Origin of the sequence: Vibrio sp. 10N.261.54.E10, assembly GCF_002877735.2 — a bacterium.
GTDB lineage: Bacteria > Pseudomonadota > Gammaproteobacteria > Enterobacterales > Vibrionaceae > Vibrio > Vibrio crassostreae_C.
The window spans coordinates 1,623,907-1,643,757 of sequence record NZ_MCXE02000002.1 but is presented as its reverse complement, the minus strand read 5'-3'; the positions used below and the strand labels follow the sequence as shown (position 1 = coordinate 1,643,757).

15 protein-coding genes are annotated in these 19,851 nt (G+C 43.9%); 6 read left to right on the top strand and 9 right to left on the bottom strand.

Annotated elements, in window-relative coordinates:
• Positions 1-50 precede the first annotated feature (50 nt).
• From BCU07_RS18445 to BCU07_RS18435, 3 genes are read right to left on the bottom strand one after another with little or no spacing between them, the layout of a single operon-like run.
• Positions 51-3,110 carry an efflux RND transporter permease subunit gene (locus BCU07_RS18445; RefSeq protein WP_102427951.1) on the bottom strand — a complete coding sequence of 1,020 codons (3,060 nt, stop codon included), beginning with the start codon at positions 3,108-3,110 and terminating at the stop codon, positions 51-53.
• Positions 3,107-4,162 carry an efflux RND transporter periplasmic adaptor subunit gene (locus BCU07_RS18440; RefSeq protein WP_102427952.1) on the bottom strand — a complete coding sequence of 352 codons (1,056 nt, stop codon included), beginning with the start codon at positions 4,160-4,162 and terminating at the stop codon, positions 3,107-3,109. The genes BCU07_RS18445 and BCU07_RS18440 overlap by 4 nt, the downstream gene beginning before the upstream one ends.
• Positions 4,162-5,250, bottom strand: coding sequence for an efflux RND transporter periplasmic adaptor subunit (locus BCU07_RS18435; protein WP_102427953.1), 1,089 nt, complete (start codon positions 5,248-5,250; stop codon positions 4,162-4,164). Before BCU07_RS18435 ends, BCU07_RS18440 begins: the two co-directional genes overlap by 1 nt.
• A gap of 150 nt (positions 5,251-5,400) precedes the next feature.
• On the opposite strand from BCU07_RS18435, the gene BCU07_RS18430 reads away from it, so the two are divergent.
• Positions 5,401-6,144, top strand: coding sequence for a TetR/AcrR family transcriptional regulator (locus tag BCU07_RS18430; protein WP_102427954.1), 744 nt, complete (start codon positions 5,401-5,403; stop codon positions 6,142-6,144).
• Positions 6,145-6,259: 115 nt separating this feature from the next.
• Here the strand turns inward: BCU07_RS18430 and BCU07_RS18425 are convergent, their stop codons facing one another.
• The 3 genes from BCU07_RS18425 to BCU07_RS18415 all read right to left on the bottom strand — a co-directional run bounded on the left by BCU07_RS18425 (position 6,260) and on the right by BCU07_RS18415 (position 8,534).
• Positions 6,260-7,531, bottom strand: coding sequence for a DEAD/DEAH box helicase (locus BCU07_RS18425; protein ID WP_102319709.1), 1,272 nt, complete (start codon positions 7,529-7,531; stop codon positions 6,260-6,262).
• Positions 7,532-7,588: 57 nt separating this feature from the next.
• Positions 7,589-8,200, bottom strand: a complete 612-nt coding sequence (locus BCU07_RS18420; RefSeq protein WP_102427955.1) for an ACP phosphodiesterase — start codon at positions 8,198-8,200, stop codon at positions 7,589-7,591.
• A 205-nt stretch (positions 8,201-8,405) separates the two neighbouring features.
• A complete protein-coding gene (locus BCU07_RS18415; RefSeq protein WP_017059831.1) occupies positions 8,406-8,534 on the bottom strand; it encodes a hypothetical protein in 129 nt (42 codons plus the stop codon).
• Positions 8,535-8,979: 445 nt separating this feature from the next.
• Here BCU07_RS18415 and BCU07_RS18410 point away from each other — a divergent pair, with 445 nt between their 5' ends.
• Positions 8,980-10,203, top strand: a complete 1,224-nt coding sequence (locus tag BCU07_RS18410; protein ID WP_102393231.1) for an aromatic amino acid transport family protein — start codon at positions 8,980-8,982, stop codon at positions 10,201-10,203.
• A gap of 148 nt (positions 10,204-10,351) precedes the next feature.
• On the top strand, positions 10,352-11,776 hold the full coding sequence (locus BCU07_RS18405) for a methyl-accepting chemotaxis protein (protein WP_102427956.1): 1,425 nt from the start codon (positions 10,352-10,354) through the stop codon (positions 11,774-11,776).
• Between the two features lie 408 nt (positions 11,777-12,184).
• Here the strand turns inward: BCU07_RS18405 and BCU07_RS18400 are convergent, their stop codons facing one another.
• From BCU07_RS18400 to BCU07_RS18390, 3 genes are all read right to left on the bottom strand, one after another.
• A complete protein-coding gene (locus BCU07_RS18400) occupies positions 12,185-12,910 on the bottom strand; it encodes an HAD-IA family hydrolase (protein WP_017059834.1) in 726 nt (241 codons plus the stop codon).
• 302 nt (positions 12,911-13,212) lie between these two features.
• A complete protein-coding gene (locus BCU07_RS18395) occupies positions 13,213-15,021 on the bottom strand; it encodes an HD domain-containing phosphohydrolase (protein ID WP_102427957.1) in 1,809 nt (602 codons plus the stop codon).
• A gap of 60 nt (positions 15,022-15,081) precedes the next feature.
• The gene (locus BCU07_RS18390) at positions 15,082-15,576 is read right to left on the bottom strand and encodes a hypothetical protein (protein WP_102427958.1); all 495 of its coding nucleotides are present in this window, start codon (positions 15,574-15,576) and stop codon (positions 15,082-15,084) included.
• A gap of 248 nt (positions 15,577-15,824) precedes the next feature.
• Between BCU07_RS18390 and BCU07_RS18385 the strand changes: the two genes are divergently transcribed.
• The 3 genes from BCU07_RS18385 (at position 15,825) to BCU07_RS18375 (ending at position 19,781) form a co-directional block, all read left to right on the top strand.
• Complete coding sequence (locus BCU07_RS18385) at positions 15,825-16,304, top strand: CreA family protein (protein ID WP_017064645.1); 480 nt, start codon at positions 15,825-15,827, stop codon at positions 16,302-16,304.
• 129 nt (positions 16,305-16,433) lie between these two features.
• Positions 16,434-17,738 carry an inosine/guanosine kinase gene (locus BCU07_RS18380; protein ID WP_017064646.1) on the top strand — a complete coding sequence of 435 codons (1,305 nt, stop codon included), beginning with the start codon at positions 16,434-16,436 and terminating at the stop codon, positions 17,736-17,738.
• Positions 17,739-18,032: 294 nt separating this feature from the next.
• A complete protein-coding gene (locus BCU07_RS18375) occupies positions 18,033-19,781 on the top strand; it encodes a formate--tetrahydrofolate ligase (RefSeq protein ID WP_017059839.1) in 1,749 nt (582 codons plus the stop codon).
• Positions 19,782-19,851: the final 70 nt, after the last annotated feature.

Here is a 19,851-nt window from a genome sequence, read left to right as displayed (position 1 = left end):
CAGTCAAAATTGACTGGGCTGGCTTAAAAGAATCTGTTTTATATCAATCCCTAATAACCCGCAGTGGACGGTTTGATTCTATATAGAATAGCGAACATCACTGGTACTACTATTAGCGTTAGTACGGTAGCAAAGCCTAAGCCTGCCATGATGGTAATCGCCATTGAGCCGAAAAATGCATCGAATACCAAGGGAATCATCCCCAAGATAGTCGTCAGTGCTGCCATAGATACCGGTCGTACACGACTAATCGCACTGTCGACAACCGCTAAATATGGGTCTTTACCTGTTGATAGCTCACTGTTGATTTGGTCAAGCAGTACAATGCCGTTCTTCAAAATCATGCCGCTTAGACTCAATAAGCCAAGGAACGCTGTGAAGCTGAATGGCATATTGGTACCTAACAGACCAATTGAAACACCAATGATAGAGAGTGGAACCGTAAACCAAATCACAAGCGGCTTACGAACCGAGTTAAACAGAAGCATCGTGATGATAAACATCAGCAAGTAACCCATTGGCAGTGAGCCAAACAGAGATTCTTGCGCATCTTTAGAGCTTTCGTACTCACCACCCCAGCTAATGCTGTAGCCTTCTGGTAAATCTAATGCTTCTACCTTTGGTTTCACACGAGCAAACAGACTCGCTGGCGTTTCATCACCAAGAACATCGTGGTCAGCCAATACTGTTAGCGTACGTTTTCTGTCGCGACGCTGAATCAGTGGCTCAGACCATTGAAGCTCTACGCCATCAATCACTTGCTCAACTGGGATGTAAGTTTGTAGTGATGGGCTCCAAATCTTCACATTGTTTAGCGATTCGAAATCAAAACGCTCTTCTTCCGGTAAACGCGCCACGATAGGTAACATATGAGTACCATCACGCAGTAGGCCGATGTTGTAACCGCCAAACGCCATCTGTAATGTCTCAGACAAGTCAGTTTTTGAAATGCCTAGGCGACGAGCCTTAGATTCGTTGAACAGTGGTACAAGTTCTTTAGTGCGTTCACGCCAGTCATGACGAACATTTCGAGAGCCTGGATCGGCAAGCAAGATGTCTTCGACTTCAACTGCAATGTTACGCAGTACTTGTGGATCGGCACCGATAATACGCGCTTCAATTTTTGAAGCGGGTGACGGACCAAATTCAATCAACTTGAACTGGAACGTCGGTTGTTCAAATTCGTTTGCTAAGTCTTTGTCTAGCGCCGCTAGAGCCTTAAACATAGTGTCGCGGTCAGTGGTTCTTACTTGTAACTGGGCGTACGCTTCGTAGCTTTTCTCTGGTTGGTAAGTCAGTGCGAAACGTTGCATGCCCTGCCCAACCGTTGTCGTTACAAACTCCACGTCGTCTTGCTGGCGAATGTAGCTTTCAACTTTTTCTGTCTGCTTGATCGTTTCACGAACATCGGTGCCTTCTGGCATCCACATGTCTACGTAAAACATTGGGGTATTTGACGGCGGGAAGAACTGCTGCTTCACCATACCAAAACCGACGACAGAAACTGCTAATAGAGCGACCATACTAACTACAGTAAGCCATCTAAATCGAAGTGCTACTTTCAGACACGCACCGAATACCACAAACAGGATGCCTTTGTATGGGTCTTCGTTCTCATCAACCTTGTCTTCTTCTTTAAGCAACATCTCGGCAAGGAATGGCGTTAGTGTTAGTGCAGTTACCCAACTCAAAAACAGTGAGAAACACAGTACCCAAAACAGTGAACCCATGAATTCGCCTGTCGCATCCTTCGACAAACCAATCGGTGCAAACGCTGTGATAGCGATAATGGTCGCACCTAACAGTGGCCATTGTGTTTGCTTGACGATGTCTTTCGCTGCTTGAAGCTTGGTTTTGCCTTTCTTCAAGCCCACCAAAATACCTTCAACGACAACAATCGCATTATCCACCAGCATACCCAGCGCGATGATCAGTGCCCCCAGAGAGATGCGGTGCAGTTCAACATCGTTGTAATCCATCAGGATGAAGGTACCGAATACCGTCATTAGAAGAACCAAACCGATGATCAAACCACTGCGTAAGCCCATTGCGAACAACAATACAATGATAACGATGGCTACCGCTTCAACTAGGCTGATTAAGAAGTCAGCCACAGATTTGTCTACTTCTTGCGCTTGGTTGTAGAAGTAATTCAGTTCTACACCCGCTGGCTTAATGCTTTCTAGGCGATCCAGTTCCGCATCCAGTGCTTTACCAATCTCAACCACGTTTACACCAGAAGAGAACGCAATACCCAAGTTGATTGCTGGTTTACCGTTGTACGTTAATACATTGCCCGGCTTTTCTTGAATACCACGAGTTACTTCAGCGACATCTTTCAAGCGAATCAGGTTACCTGTATCGCGACCATGAATGATCAGGTTTTCTAGTTCTTCAACCGTGCTTAAGGTGCCGTTTGGCTTGATCGTAAGGCTTTGACCATTCAGCATCACCTCGCCTGCCGATACCACACTGTTTTGCTGTGCTAGCAATGCTGTCACCGTCGACATATCTAGGTTCAATGCGGCTAAGCGTTCCAGTGACATCTCAACAAACAGTTGTTCTTGTTGGTCACCTGCAATGCTAACTTTACCGACACCGTCGACCAGTTCGATTTCACGCGTTAGGTAATCTGCGTACTGTTTGAGCTCAACGTAATCGTAACCATCACCGGTCAGCATGATCATCACACCAAACACATCACCAAAATCATCGATGATCTGAACGGAATTTACACCACTTGGCAGTGTTGGTTGTAGATCGTTGATCTTACGGCGCATTTCATCCCAGATCTGAGGCAGCTCGTCTGGACCGTAGTCCATCTTCATACTGACCATAATTTGGGACATACCGTTCGATGATGTCGAGGTAATCTTGTCGATGTACGGAAGCTGTCTTATCTCTTTTTCTAGTGGGTAAGTCAGCTCTTCTTCAACTTCCATTGACGTAGCGCCAGGGTAAGTTGAAATAATCATTGCATCTTTAATGGTAAAAGCTGGGTCTTCTAAACGGGATAGATTACCAAAAGACGTCACACCGCCAATGGCCAAAATGACTAGAAACAGCCAGCTGATTACTTTGTTCTTTATTGAATATTCTGCGATGTTCATTCTGCTTTTCCTGACAATTGGATTCCGTCACGGAGTTTTCTTAAATTCGAATTTACGAGTAGCTCACCTTGCTCAACACCATGAGCGATGAGTGCGCCTTGGCCACTGATCTTGTCGACTTCTACTTCGCTTTTGAATGCTTGTCCGTCTTCCATTTTCCACACATAGAACTGATTCGCTTCAGAGCCCGCTTCTAGCGTTGTCATTGGTAATTGGTAGCCTTGAACATCGCTCAGGCCCGCTTTCGCCATATCTACATTGACCGTAACGCTCGTGCCTGGCAGGATTTCACTTTCAGGCTGCTGCATCTGCATCCAAAATTCGTAGGTACGGGATTGTGGGTGCAGTTCACTGGTGTGTTCTAGATACGTCAGTGGATATTGGCCTGTGTGACCGCCAAAGGTCGCCTCAGGACGATAGCTATTTGAACGCATGTCTGGGCTAATTGACGCCAAGATCGAATCTGATACTTGAATTCGCACATACACCTTGTCGCTCTGGTACACACTCAGTAGTGTTTCTCCAGGCGTCGTATTTTCGAATCGTTGCTTATCGAAAGTTGAAACTGTTCCTGAGAACGGCGCTAAAAGTTCTGTGTAACTCAGCTTGCGTTTCGCCGCCGCCAAATTCGCCGATGCGAGCTTATAGTTAGCCGTCAGTTGGTCGTGTTCTGATTGCGATAACATTTCGCTGCCAAACATCTCCGTTCCACGGGCCAACTGTTTGCTTGCCAGTTTGAATTGAGATTGAGCATCAGTCAGATCTTGTACGTACGTTGCGTTATCTAAGGTGGCTAATAACTGCCCTTTTTCGACATTGTCGCCCGCTTCTACTAATACTTGTTGAATCTCGCCTGCTAGCTTAAATGCCAAGGGAGTCAATTCAGCTGGCATCACCTGTCCATTAAAACTTCTGAACTGATTAGTAAGCGGTGCGCCAACTTCAAAGGTAGAAACCAACAAAGGTGGTTGTTCACGGTGTACAGCTTCATTGTTACAGGCTTGAAGTAACAGAACCGACGCGACAACAACTGATAATTTTGAAAGGTTCATTAAATACCGCCCTCACGAAGCCAAGCTTTTACTTGTTGTCCGTCTGATAACACATCCACACCCGCTTCAACGATAAGGTCACCAGACGACAATCCGTCGATAACCTTGCCTTGCTCATCAAGAAGGACTTGTACTTTAGAAATCAGTTGAGAGTCAGGGTTATAACGCCATAGTTCACCATGGCCTACGTCTTTGTTTAACCAAGCTGAATCCACAATACCAATGCCGTAGTCAGATTTACTTTTCTGAACTTCAACTTGCGCTGTCATACCAGAAAGTAGATTGATGCCTTCTGGCTTTTCGATAGACACAACCGCTTGGTAGCTGTTGGTATCTTCATCTGGTTGCGTTGAGATTTCTTTAAAGCGAGTCGGGATACGAATGCCGCGGTGGCTGTCCATCACAACCCACATGTTTGAGCTCGTTAGGTCTTGAATAGAACGGTCTTCAAGCTTTGATACTGGAATTGAAAACGTCACATCCATTTCACTGTGATTCAAAATATTCAGTACAGGCTGCTTTTCTGCGATCAATTGATATTGCTTTCCAAACACCATCGATACCACGCCATCGAATGGAGCAACTAAGGTAGTGTAGCCAAGGTTTGTTTTTGCTTGGTCCAACTCAACTTCAGCGGCAGTAAAGGTGTTTACGGCTTGGTCGTAGTAATCGGTACTGACCAGTTTTTTCGCATACAACTCAGAAGTTTGTTTGTATTGGCTGTTCGCCAGATCAAATTTAGCTTGGGCTGCGTCAACGGCAATACGGTAATCCGTCGCGTCTAATACGGCTAACACCTGACCTTTCTTCACTTCTTGTCCCATACGAACATCGAAGGTTTCTATATCTCCACCCACTTGGAAAGAAAGTGCCGCACGGTCGGTCGCATCAACCTTTGCAATGAAGCTATCGAGATCAATATCAGTCTGTTGTGGGATTTCGAACAGCTTGACTGGCTTGATTACCTGCACATTTTCCTCTGACTGAACTTTGTCACATCCAGTTAGAGAGCCTGCGAGCAATAGTGCTGCAATAACAGCTCCCATGCGCTTGCTCGATATGGCATTGATCGACAAATTGAACTGCATGATGCCTCTCCGTCTAATTATTATGACTTATTACACAGGTGGGCAGTATATTTAATATTAAATAATTCTCAAGATTTACTTTCCACTTGTGCAGTATTTTTTATTTCAGTAAAAACAGTGTAGAATGTTGTAATCAGGTAATTGTGTGAAATGAAGATGACCGAAAAGAAGCAAGGTAGAAGAAGTGCAAAAGACGCCGAAGAGACGCGTTTTTTGATCATGAGCGTTGCCGCAGACATGTTCTGTGACTTTGGCTACGATCGTGTATCACTGCGAAACATCAGTGAAAAGGCAGGCGTCTCGCATAGCCTTATCCGCCACCACTTTGGTAGCAAAGAAAAGATTTGGCATGCAATAAGTGATTGTTTACACGATTATTTTCAGTCTTACATCAGTAAGATTATGGAAGAGCTGCCAAAAGATGTTGCGCCAAATATCTCTATCTACCTGTTTAGCATGCGTCTGTTCACCAACATGATTCACTCACGTAGGCCAATGCAGCTTATTTCAGACTCTGTTCGCCAAGAAGACAACCTAGTTGATTACTTCATCGACAATGTCGGCGATGTTGAAAAAGAGATTAACGGGCTTGCCGCTGAGTACAATGCAGCTAACCCAGACAAAATGATCAACATTTACGAAGTTAAATGGCAAATGATCATGTACGCAAACGGCGCTGTATGCCTCACTCCCTTTATGGAAAGCACTTGGAATGAAGGTGATATGGTCACCTCACCCGAAGACGCCCTACTTAAGCATTGGCAGCTTTTCAACACGCAGATGGTCAGCAAGTTCAATATTGATGAAGAGTGGGCTCTAAATCCAACCTCGATTGAAGAGCTGATTTATGAAGTGCCATGTGAATGGAAGTGTAACCAGGAACATAAAGCTTAATCGGGTTCATACCCATGATGAGCTTATAAGATACAAAAACGCGCCGTTACAGAAGTCACTGTAACGGCGCGTTTTTATATGTATAGATCTTTAAACTGGAGCTTTGTACAGCTTATTAGCGACGTGCTTTACCGCGGTTTTGGTGAATCTTAAGCTTCGCTTTCATCTTACGTTTTTCTGATGAACGGCTTTTGCTGCGACCACCACGATCGGGCGCTAGATCTTTTTCAAGGCTTGGTTCAAAGCCCTCTAGCCACTCTTGAGGCAAGCGAGTATCAAGTAATCGCTCAATATCACCCAATAGGTAAGCTTCATCCTGACTCATCAAAGAGATCGCTAAGCCGCTGTTACCCGCACGGCCAGTACGTCCGATGCGGTGAACATAATCTTCTGCTTTAAATGGCATGTCATAGTTCACAACTTGTTCTAGCTGCTGAATATCAATACCACGAGCTGCCACGTCGGTTGCGATCAACGCACGAACTCTGCCTGACTTGAAATCGTCTAGGGCTTTTTGACGCGCACCTTGGCTCTTATCGCCATTGATTGATGCCGCTTTAATGCCGTCTAACTTAAGCTCTTTAACGAGAGCATCAGTGCCCTGCTTAGTCTTTGTGAACACCAACACTTGTTGCCAGTTTTTTGAACCAATCAAATACGCTAATAGCTCACTTTTACGCGACTTATCTACCGGGTAAACCATCTGTGTTACGGTTTCAGCGGTGCTGTTTTTTGGCGTAACTTGGATTTCACTTGGCTTCTGCATCATACGGTGTGCAATCGCTTTGATTTTGTTATCAAACGTTGCAGAGAAGAACAGAGTTTGACGCACTTCGTTCATGCGAGAAAGAATACGCTTGATGTCAGGCATGAAGCCCATATCTAACATACGGTCAGCTTCATCCAGTACCAGTACTTCCGTTTGGCTCAACATGATGTTTCTAGTGAACATGTGATCAATAAGACGACCAGGCGTCGCGACAAGAATATCTGCGCCACCGCGTAAGTTATCAGTTTGCACCTTCATGCTAACGCCGCCGTAAGCCACCACGACTTTAATGTCGGTGCCCTTTGCGTAGCTAGTTAAGTTATCGAAAACCTGTTGTGCCAATTCACGAGTTGGCACTAATACAAGCGCACGAACGAGCTTAGGGTTCGGAATAACGTTGTCTTTTGTCTCGATTAATCTTTGAATAATCGGTAAACCAAACGCAGCCGTTTTACCTGTACCCGTTTGAGCACCAGCCAGTACATCTTTGCCTTCTAATACCAATGGAATTGCTTGTTCTTGAACACTGGTAGGAGCCGTAAAATTAAGCTCAGACAACGTGGCAAGAAGATGCTCAGATAATCCTAGTTGGTTAAAAGATTTTGTAGATTCAGACATAGTATGATGCTCAAAGATTAAATAGGCGCGGATTGTAGCAAACCTGCATTACGCTGTTTACCTTTCCTTTTGATTTTTCTTCATTTGAAGCGCATTAAACTGCTTAGCTTCCTCTAAAACGTTGGGATAAAGCTCATTAAAGTGACACTGCAACGTATCATAGTGACGTTCGAGGTCATCGTAACATGCCTCGAGCATACCGAGCTTAGGCCTTCTCAACGCCATTCGCTGCAACACCACCTCTATAGATGACATGTCTTGATAGCTCTCTAACCATCTATGCTCAGCCATTTTCTGATGAACCATAACGAAATTTTCAGGCCAGTGTGGCTCTTGATGTTCAAAGATCTGCTCATGGCTATCTAAACAAAAACGCTCTAATGTCTGCTGTGAAAACTGATCCCAATGATTGGCTAAGCAGTGATCCCAAAATACATCGAGTGCGATAGGCGCAAAGCGTCGTGTTTGGTCTGAGAAAAGTGATTTTGCAGAACGAGATACATCATGACGATCAGTATAGCTATCAACAAATCGATGAAGCCTAATACCGTCAGAAAGGGAATCAGAATAGTGTTTATTAGGGTCGCCTTTAACAAAATCACCTAACAGGTTACCTGCTAAGTTGCTGTTACAGCGCTTGGCGATGTGAAGGTGTGCGAGAAAGTTCATTGAACCTCATTAAAGTATCGAGAACTAAGTAACATGGTAAACGTACTCGTTTATCTTCGCGAACTTTAATGAGGATAGTTTTGGTATGACGTGTGAGCGAATACGATTTGCTCAGTTTAGAATTGTTTGCTTTGAGAAGCTTTAGCTAAGAAAACTTTTAGCTTTAAAACGTTTCAGTTGAAACTGAATTAAAGATCTTAAAAGCTTAGTTCGAAGACTTGAAAAGCTCTTCTGCTAACTGTTTCACTGTCTGCTCATAGTCAGACAAATCAATGCCAATTTCCATAGCATCTAACAACTCTAGACTTTCGTCATTATAAGATTGGTCACTCATTGTGCCCCCTCTATTCCTTGATGTGGACATGATGTCCGGTTAACTAGTGCACCATCTTGGACTTATATTATGTCACTTTGATGAACGCACTCTACTCTACCCATTCCATATTCATAGCTTAAAGCTACTCGCGATCATTAACGCTTTTTTGCGTTAAAGGGGTATACGCGAACGACATATGTACTGCCACCTTACACCAAGTACAACAAATTACTCTATAAATTTTGAAACCGATCATGGTCAAACGTTTGCTTTGCTCATTTGAATGCTGACACGCCCTTTGTGTAAATATTAATTTACAGTGGATGTTTTTAATTACAATAAGAATTGCATTTGGAATTAAATTCAATCAAAATACTTCAAAATCGAGATATTCTTTGGGTTTATGCGCTTAAGCTAGAAGAATTACAATGAAAACACACCCTAACGTAAAGAATTATATACAATGAATAAATCAAAGGTTTTTGGTAGTACTTTGATCATTGCAGGCACAACCATTGGTGCTGGCATGCTCGCTCTTCCACTTGCTTCTGCAGGTATTGGCTTTTCAACTTCACTTTTCTTGATGCTGGGTTTATGGGCGTTAATGGCTTTTACTGCGCTATTAATGGTAGAGCTTCACCAATTCGCAGAATCTGACGCTACCCTACACACGTTAGCTCATACCATTTTGGGGACAAAAGGAAAGTGGATTGCGAGCTTCGCGGTGATGTTTCTTTTCTACGCTCTGTGTGCGGCATACATAGCTGGCGGCGGTGCGCAATTTAACCAACGAATTTCGGATATCGCGGGTATCGAACTTAATGCTCAAATCACCACGCTTCTATTTACCCTATTAGTTGCCGGCGTTGTTACGATTGGTACACACAGTGTTGATAAAGTTAACCGCGTTTTGTTTGGCTTAAAGCTTATCGCGATGGTTTTGGTACTCAGCTTCCTAGCGCCAAACATTACCTCTCAATACTTAATGAGCATGCCTTTACAGCAAGGCCTGATTGTTGCGGCTATTCCGGTTGTGTTTACCTCTTTTGGTTTCCACGGCAGCATCCCATCAATTGTTCGATACCTAGATGGTGACGTTCGTTCTTTACGTAAGGTAATGATTATTGGCTCGGCACTGCCTCTGGTTATCTACGTTTTCTGGCAAAGTGTTACTTTGGGCGTGATTAGCCAAGAGCAGTTGTTGTCTGACACAAGCTTGGGCGCGCTATTAGTCTCGCTATCGCAAACGGTTCATCAATCCAACCTAAGCGTAATCGTCGGTGTGTTTGCAGACCTTGCACTGCTGACATCTTTTATTGGTGTGAGCTTGGGCTTATTTGAATTCATGGGCGACTCACTGAACAAGAAACTAGGTAACGCAAAACGTGTTAAGACAGCTGCTATCACCTTCTTACCGCCACTGGGGTTTGCCTTATTTTACCCACAAGGCTTCATCATGGCTTTAGGCTACGCAGCCATTGCACTTTCAGTGCTCGCGATTCTGTTACCAACAGTGATGGTCTACAAGGTTCGTTACACTGATTTCTCTGTCAAACCACAATCTTCAGAAGCCAGTTACCAAGTGTTAGGCGGTAGCAAAGCGTTGTTTTTAGCAGGTAGCGTTGGCGTATTTATCATTGCGATTCAAGTTCTTATTTCAGTAGGGTTACTGCCTTCTTTAGGCTAATAAACCTATACAGAACTAATTTACTTGATTCAGATCTCATAAATGACATATCACTGTCATTAATTTTCACAATTAGTCGATTGAAGTCACATTTTTATTGAGGTCGGTTATTTAGAGTCCACGGTAAAGGATTTACCGTGGAGTTTTTATGAAAGAAGTACAATTTCGAACGATAGACAAACTGTTTATTAAGATGTCGATCAACGACAAGTTTTGGGTCATTTTCTTAATCTTTTTTGCCGCTCTGGCAAGCCTAGCTGGACTGAACTACGTCAACAAAATGGAACACATTGACGTAACTGCAAAACAGCAGGTCGAGTATCAACTGCAAGGCATTTTATCAGCATCAGATTCCCCGGCATCTGTTCGCTCTGTTAGCCAGCAAACTCGCGCTCAACAAACCACTATTTCAAATAATGGTTCTGTGACTGCCACAGCACTCGCACAAGATGGCAACTACTACTCACTTACCGTTTCAACTAACGATATACAGAATCAAAAGCAGCAAGCACTGTACACTTTATTACTGAGCTTCTTGTGGTGTGTGCCTTTTGGTCTTTTCTGTTACTGGGTAGCGACTTTCCTAGGCGGCGCACTTTGGGTTCTTTATTCAACGACTCAAAAGATTGGTGATGGTGACTTAACATCACGCCTTGGCTTCCACCCTGGCCGTGATGAGTTCGGCACGATTGGTTGTGCGCTTGACCGTTCAATGGACACGCTTAGTGAGTTAGTCAACAACGTAAACCACAGTGCAGCAACGCTAAGCGAAACATCGGCTTCTTTCGAAACTGAGATGAAGCGCAGCGAAACACAAATCATAAGCCAAAATGCCTCTCTAGACTCTGTAGCGACAGCAATGGATCAGATGACAGCTTCGGCAAATGAAGTCTCTAACATCTCTGCACGCTCAACTGAACAAACAGAACAAGACGCGCAGCAAATCAACGATAGCCACGCGAAGGTTCAACAGGCAATCTCGGAAATCACCACCCTTTCTTCTTTGATTGAGCAAACCTCATCTTCTGTTACTAGCTTGAATGTGAATACGAGCCAAATTAACGAGGTCATCACGACGATCAATGCTATTTCAGAGCAAACTAACTTACTTGCTTTAAATGCCGCGATTGAAGCCGCTCGTGCGGGCGAGCAAGGCCGAGGTTTCGCTGTTGTTGCTGATGAAGTAAGAACACTGGCAAGCCGCACTCAGTCGGCTACTGTAGAAATCCAAGCGATGATTGAACGCTTACAGCAAGAGAGCCAAAATATCGCGAAGATCACCGAACAGACGGTTGACCAAGCGCAAACCAGTAGCCAGTTGATTTCAAACATTGGTCACGACGTAAACTCGATTGCAGATTCAGCTCAAGCACTAATGGACATGAGTATCCAAATCGCAACATCAGCCGATGAGCAAAGTAACGTTGCCAATACGATTGCAGCAGAGCTTAACGATATTCGAAGCCAATCCGATGTGATTAAAGACGTGGCTCAGAATTCTTCAAATGGCGTATCTAGGCTAACAGAAGCGTCGGTTTCTCTATCTCAGACATTGGCACGCTACCGAACTTAAGGATCAACTGGTGAACTAGCGGCGTGAATTGAAAACAAACTAATGAGGACTCGTAATGGGTCCTTTCTTTTTGGCTTTTGTTTAATAACATTACAAGAACCATGGTCAATAACGATGACATTATCAATTACCATGAAGCAAGTCGCAAAGGAGAGATTAAGAAGTGTCAGAACTGTCTAATATTCGAGCTTAGGAGTAATCTAATTGAACGGGTCTTTTTTCGCTTACCCTCTTGCTGCAGGTGACACATAATGAATAAAACAGAAACACCAAACACCGACGACATTACATGCCCTTTATGCCAACACGACGAGTATCTGCTTTCAGAAAGTGGAGAAAAGTTTACTTGTGCATCTTGCGGTTTCCACACCAAACAATTTAGTAAGGTAGTCAGCCTTCAATTAAGCTCTACCCCACCAAAGCTGCAGAATTCGATATACCACCATTTGAGCAGTGCTTGCCATTAATCCAAACTGAAATTTCTTCTAAACTGTAGATATCCTGAGCCGCGAGTTCTGCTGAGTCGGCTTCGGGATCTACGATTGCTTCATCAATACTCGGGCGTAATCGAAACGATTGGATACCCGCGCGAACACCAGCCTCAATCCCTTTCAACGTATCATCCACGTAGATGCACTCATTTGGCAGAAAGCCCATGTTCATGGCCGTGTACATGATTAGATCAGGCTCTGGCTTCCAGCTGTTAGCATCAAAAGCTGAGAACACTTTGCCTTTGAAGTCGTCTAGCATGCCTGTCATCGCCAATGAAGATTCAACCCTAGATTTCGGTGCATTGGAAGCAATACAAAACTCGATGTCTTGTTGTTTGAGGAATTCAATAAGTTCGATAGCGCCATCCATCGGTTTTAAATGACGCTGGAACAGTGCTTGTAATTCATTGCGATATAACGGCTCAAGTGTATCAATCGAGATAGATAACCCAAGACGTTCTTGTGTATCCATTAAGATGTCGGCTAGCTTCCCGCCTTGAAAGTGCGCATAGCAGTCGTTGACGTTTAGCTCCGCTCCAAAGCCAGTGAAAACGTTCACCAAAGCTTGGCAGCACAGCTTTTCACTATCGATAAGTGTTCCGTCACAATCGAAAATCACACATTTAGTCTGTTCTAACCGCATAGGTATCTCACTCAGATTGAATCCAAGTTTTATCCTATAGTGTTCTTTCAATGCGCGAGATGATTGAGGTAACAGTTTGCAGATACAGGCTTATTTCTCTTCGCGAAATATGGAGTTGATCACTTTATCGCTCGACATAAGCAACAGTTTTCATCAAATGACCCCAGATTCTACGAAATCAAAGACTGCGAGGTTTACATAAGTGACTCAATTTCAGGGGAAATATAAATCACTACTTCCTAGCCGGATCGTGGTGAATAGATAAAAAATAAGACTTATAGGCTACTCAGATAAAGCAACGGTTAGCTAACAACCGACTCTTCTAATACCTTTGCTTCAATAGTAGGTGCAGACGCATATTCTATAGTTCCAGTATCGGGATACGAATCTCGGATAGCGACAAACTCGGGTAAGTGTTTCAGTAGCAATTTAGTTAGCTGAGGATCAAACTGGTAGCCACACTCTCGCTCGAACAAATCGACCACCATATCTAATGGCCACGGTTCTTTGTAGCAACGTGCACTAAGGAGCGCATCAAATACATCGGCTACAGCTGTGATACGAGCAAACAAGTGTATTTCATCCCCCACTTTGCCATTCGGGTATCCAGCACCATCCCAACGCTCGTGATGTTCGTTAGCAATGATTGCTGCGAGGTTGGTAATATCACCCGCTCCGCTCTTCAGTAAGTTATAGCCAGCCGTAGTATGAAGCTTCATCACCTCCCACTCTTGGTCGGTTAATTTCCCAGGTTTATCCAAGATCGATTCAGGGACAGAAATCTTACCCACATCGTGCATTGGGCTGATGATCTCAATCATCTCGACCTCACGATGGCTCAAGCCACGATACTTCGCTAGCAATGCAGACAGCTTGGCTACACGCTTAACGTGATTACCTGTTTCGCCAGAGCGGGTTTCAATTGCTTCTCCGAGAACATGAATCATATCCTTTTGGATATTCAAGGTCTGTTTCTGAAGCTTTAAGATTCGTTTGTTCTTATTCGCCAACTCTTTCTTTTGGCGCAGAGTAACGAATTGCATCAAGATGATCAGGCTTAAACCCGCAATCACCATCGACAGCCCCAATAACAACTGGAAGTTTTTGCGAATAAAGGATGAAGGCTCGTTAATGAAAACTGCTTCGTCAGGTAACGCGTTTGCACTAATCCCGTATCGCTTCATTGCAGGGTAATTGAATACAAAACGTTTGTTGTCTCCCGGAGTTAACGGTGTCGTAAAACCAAGAGGAAGGTATTTATCTAATGCATCGACAGCCTCTTCACCCATGCTTTGTGAGTGATTAACGTAACCACCGAGTACATCACCCGAAATATAGAACTGCCATAAAGCAAACACCGGAGCAGCACTCGATTTTGACAACGTATCCGCAATCTCTTGGTAAGTGTGATAAACCCCTTGCTTTAACTCGGTGTTGTAATGACTGAGCAATACCGCATCGTCCGCAGAGATCCCTTCCAAAAATTGGCTCGTATGCTCCAGCGACAAGTCGCGAATTTCTACGAGATTGATATTTGAAAATTCAGCCATCATTTTGTTCATTTCTTTATGAATCAATTCAGACGTGACACTGTAATCATTTACAAAATAGAGATTCTTTAGATTAGGTCTTAATTTGGAGATCAGCTTAATATTAACGTCTATCTGATCGTTCTCGTAAAGCACAGTTGCTCTGTCAGACACCGCGTACATGTCGGTGCTGAAATCATTGATGCCGGCTGCAACGACAGGTGTGGAGCGATCAATCAAATTAGGCAGAGATTCAAGAAAATTGGCTGCGTTATCGTCCGTCGCAATTACGCCATCAAATTTATAACCTGCATACTTCGCACGTAAGTAGTTCGCGAGAGAGTCGTAATACTCTGGGCTGTGGACACGCTTTGAATCCAAATACTCTATTGAGAGTTTAACTTCGGTTTGAGACTGGCTGAACGCACTGTCTATCCCTTTTTGGAAGTCAGCAGTCCATTGATAAGAAGGTTCGTATGAGTGTAAAACTAGGATGCGTTTAATATCCCAGTCGTTAGCAAAACTGAGTGAAGAATAAGCGCTAACACATAATACAGCGATTGATATCAATAGCTTGTACATACAATACCCTTTAAATAAGACGGGGTATTGTACTTAGATTAACGCTTTGTCAAAGAATCTTTAGTTCTCGATCCATACTTTATCGCAAGAAGCATGATCTTGTGCCCAAAAATCGTGTAACTGCTTAGCAAAGTTGTTGATACTTTGACCATTTTCAGCAACGACATCCGAGATCAATAGGGAACCATCCGCTTCTGTGACGATAGCGCTCACCACAACTTCACCGTTTTGAGTACCAATATATAATACATGATCGTCAGAAAGCATAATTTGGCTCAAGAACTCAAGCATGTGTGCCCTTTCGATTTCATCTTGGTAAACGCTTGCTTGGTTGAGTGAAAATAGCACGGTCAATTTATGGAAATCGACTTTATGCAGTTCATCAATTTGGGAAGGAGTTTGATCTTGTGCTAGGAGTTGGTATGTCTTGGATGGAAGTTTGCTTTGATAAAGTTCACGGCCGAGGAGGCTCTCTTTTGCGGGGTAAGCAATATCGAGCTGACTAAATAGCCATTGGTTTTTCTTGTGTGCAATTTCAGGTATTTCGTTATTCATTCTTTTAGTACCTACGGTTAGTATCCCCAAATATCGCAGTTATTTGGAAGACATACGGTCGGCTGAGGTGCCGAGCTACAAGCAGAGAGCATACAGAGCATGACCAAGGCCAACAAGTACTTTAAATGCTTCATATTTTTCATTATCCAACAACATCCTTTAAGAACTTAACGAAAAGCTCTACACTCGTATCCAAGCTTTCAATATCCTTATAGTAAACAGAACTATATAAATAAAAAGGACTTCTTATGAAAAAAGCCTTAATAGCAGCAGGTATCGTGACAATGTTAGCTGGCTGTTCGGACAACGAGGTTGGCGACGTCTCACTGGGTTTCTTCACAATGAAGGATATCAAGATGTCTTCATTAGATGACGATAAGATCGCGGGTGTTACCTGTCATATCGCATCAATCGAAGCAAACCTTAGCCTTTCTGATCCAAGTGATAGCTCTATATCTTGTCGTCAAACAGGTGAAATTACACCAGAAATGATTGCTCAAATAGACAAGAGTAAGTCTGGCGAAGTGGTATTCAAGCAATCGAAAAGTATCTTCTTTAAAACAATGAAGGTTCGTCGTATCTACGATGCAGAGAATCAGTCGCTGCTTTACTTGTCTTACACCACCAAAGAAACAGAAGGTAGCTTCAAACACAGCCTTTCAACTGTTCCACTATGGGGTACAGAGGCTTACGTTGATCCAGCGACGTTAGTACAGCCAACCGAGTAGTTTCAAACATATAGTTAGTTGAATCACCTGTACAGACATTGTGCAGGTGATTCAAAATGTAATAAAAATGAAAGAAACAGAAACAAAATGTGATATCATGCGGCAAAATTTTTTCACTGTATTTTTCATATGAAGTTTCCTGGACAGCGTAAATCTAAGCACTACTTTCCAACTCACGCACGTGATCCGTTGGTCAACCAAATTCAACAAACGCCTAAGCTTCACCGCGCAACGATTGTGGGTGTTGGCCAAACGATTGTTGATATCGAAGCCCGTGTTGACAACGAGTTCCTAGAAAAATACGAGCTGAGTAAAGGTCACTCACTGGTATTGGAAGAAAGTAAAGCAGATGCGCTGTATGAAGAGTTAGTTGAGCGCGGTTTGATCACGCATCAATATCCTGGCGATACTATCGGCAACACACTGCACAACTATTCCGTACTTGCGGACAGCAAATCTGTCCTGCTTGGCGTAATGTCTAAGAAGATTGAAGTTGGCTCATTTGGTTATCGTTACCTTTGCCGCACTTCTTCTCGTATGAATCTAAACCACCTTCAAACTGTTGATGGTCCAATTGGTCGTTGTTACACGCTGATTTCTGAAGATGGCGAACGTACGTTTGCAATCAACGAAGGCCACATGAACCAACTTCTTCCAGAAAGCATTCCTGAAAAAGTCTTCGAGAAAGCTTCTGCATTGGTTGTGTCGTCATACCTAATGCGTGGCAAACCTGAAGATCCGATGCCAAAAGCGGTACAAAAAGCGATTGAATACGCGAAAGCGCACAATGTGCCTGTTGTACTAACACTTGGTACTAAGTATGTGATCGAAGGCAACGCTGAATGGTGGCAAGAATACCTGAAAGAAAACGTAACCATTGTCGCGATGAACGAAGATGAAGGTGAAGCGCTAACGGGTGAAAAAGATCCTCTATTGGCTGCTAACAAGGCACTTGAGTGGGTTGACCTAGTTCTATGTACTGCAGGTCCTATTGGTCTATACATGGCAGGTTACACTGACGAACCAGCGAAACGCGAAACCACACTGCCATTGTTACCGGGTAACATCCCTGAGTTCAATAAATACGAATTCAGCCGTGCGATGCGTAAGCAAGACTGTAAAGACCCAGTAAAAGTGTACTCTCACATTGGCCCTTACCTAGGCGGCCCACTTGAGATTAAGAATACCAATGGCGCTGGCGATGGTGCACTTTCAGCACTACTTCACGACATGGCAGCAAACAGCTACCACCACGTGAATGTACCAAACTCAGAGAAACACGAGCACGCTTGTCTGACGTACTCTTCACTGTCTCAAATTTGTAAGTACGCAAACCGTGTAAGCTACGAAGTGTTGACTCAGCACTCTCCTCGCCTTTCTCGTGCACTGCCTGAACGCGAAGATAGCTTAGAAGAAACATACTGGGATCGTTAATCGACCATATTAGGTAGTTACCTCTTAGAGGTTAACGCCAAGTGAGATTACCCATTCCTTGAAGGGCTGCTATATGCAGCCCTTTTTGTATTCAACGCCAATATAATTGCAACTGAAGGTAATCAGAACGAATATTTTGCTCGTTTAAGATTTGATCTCGCGCAATGACTCTTTAGATCTGTTATCTTCCAGCACATAATTCGTGTGGTTTGCCTTTACTTGGCAAATTTATACAGTACTATCGCCACGCAAACGTTTACGTACCGCCTTTCGGTTCTGATATAAGGATCAAATATGCTGTCTGATATTGATATTTGTCGCTCTACTCCCCTTAAAAACATCAGTGAGGTTGCCAAGCAAGCTGGCCTGCACCACAACGAACATCAGCCATTAGGGCAATTCAAATCTAAAGTGTCTCTCACGTCACTTGAACGCCTCGCCAACCAACAAGATGGTAAATTAGTCGTAGTCACGGCGATCACACCGACACCTCTTGGTGAAGGCAAAACCGTCACTACTATCGGATTAGCACAAGGCCTCGCAGAGATTAACCAATCTGCAATGGCCTGCATTCGCCAGCCTTCAATGGGTCCGGTATTTGGTGTAAAAGGTGGCGCTGCGGGTGGTGGTTACTCTCAAGTTGCCCCTATGGAACAATTAAACCTGCACCTGACGGGCGATATTCATGCTGTTACGGCCGCTCACAACCTCGCCTCTGCCGCCATTGATGCACGTTTGTATCATGAACAACGGGAAGGCTTAGAGGCGTTTGAAGCGCGTTCTGGCTTAAAAGCCTTGGATATTGACCCAAGCAGAATCGTTTGGCGACGTGTACTTGACCACAATGATCGCGCACTACGCATGATCACGGTTGGCAAGAACGAAGCAGACAAAACAATTAACGGCTTTGAGCGAGAAGATGGATTTGATATCTCAGCTGCTTCAGAGCTAATGGCCATTCTTGCTCTAGCCAATGACCTTCAAGATTTGAGAAAGCGCATCGGACGAGTGGTACTTGCCTACAACAAACAAGGCTTGCCGTTGACCGCAGATGACTTCAACGTTGCAGGCGCAATGACCGTAACCATGAAGGATTCTATTGAACCAACATTGATGCAAACCCTTGAAGGCGTTCCTACCCTAATTCACGCCGGGCCTTTCGCGAACATCGCACATGGTAACTCTTCAATTATTGCCGATAAGATAGCGTTAAAACTGAGTGACTTTGTCGTGACCGAAGGTGGTTTCGGCTCAGATATGGGCTTTGAAAAAGCGTGCAACATAAAAGCAAAAGCGTCGAACAAAAAGCCCGATTGCGCTGTGGTTGTTGCAACATTACGTGGATTAAAGGCCAACTCTGGTTTATACGATTTGAGACCCGGCACTCCATTACCAGATTCAATTTTTAATGATGACCAAGACGCGCTAATTGCAGGCTTTGAGAACCTAAAATGGCACATCAACAACGTTAAGCAATACCAAGTGCCTACAGTTGTTGCGATTAACCGATTCCCACAAGACTCAGCTCAAGAGCTCGATGCTTTGAAACAGATGATCACCGACTTCGACTCAAGCGTTAACGTTGAAGTAAGCGAAGCATTTGGTCAAGGTGGCGAAGGCGCGACTCAACTGGCTCACGCTGTAGTCAAAGCTTGCCAAAAACAGAGTGAATTTAAGCCTTTGTATCACTCAGAGCAAAGCCTAGAAGAAAAGCTGATGGCAGTTGCTGAAGTTGGTTATGGCGCGGCAAGTATTTCGCTATCTCCACTGGCTAAAAAACAACTGGCTGAATTCAAACTGCATGGCTATAGCGACCTATCAGTTTGTTTGGCAAAAACACCACTATCGATCTCGACAGAAGCACACGTAAAAGGTGCACCAACCCAATTTGACGTGCCTGTTAGAGAACTAAAATTGTGTGCTGGTGCTGGCTTTATTTACGCGTTGTGCGGCAATGTAATGACCATGCCAGGCTTGCCTGACAAACCGGCGTTCATGTCGTTAGATATTGATAGTAATGGAAATATCGTCGGCCTAAGCTAGCTGCCCTTAGTTAGATAATCGGCAATTAATCGCGATTAATTTAGCTTAGGTTTCGGAGCAGTGTTCTATA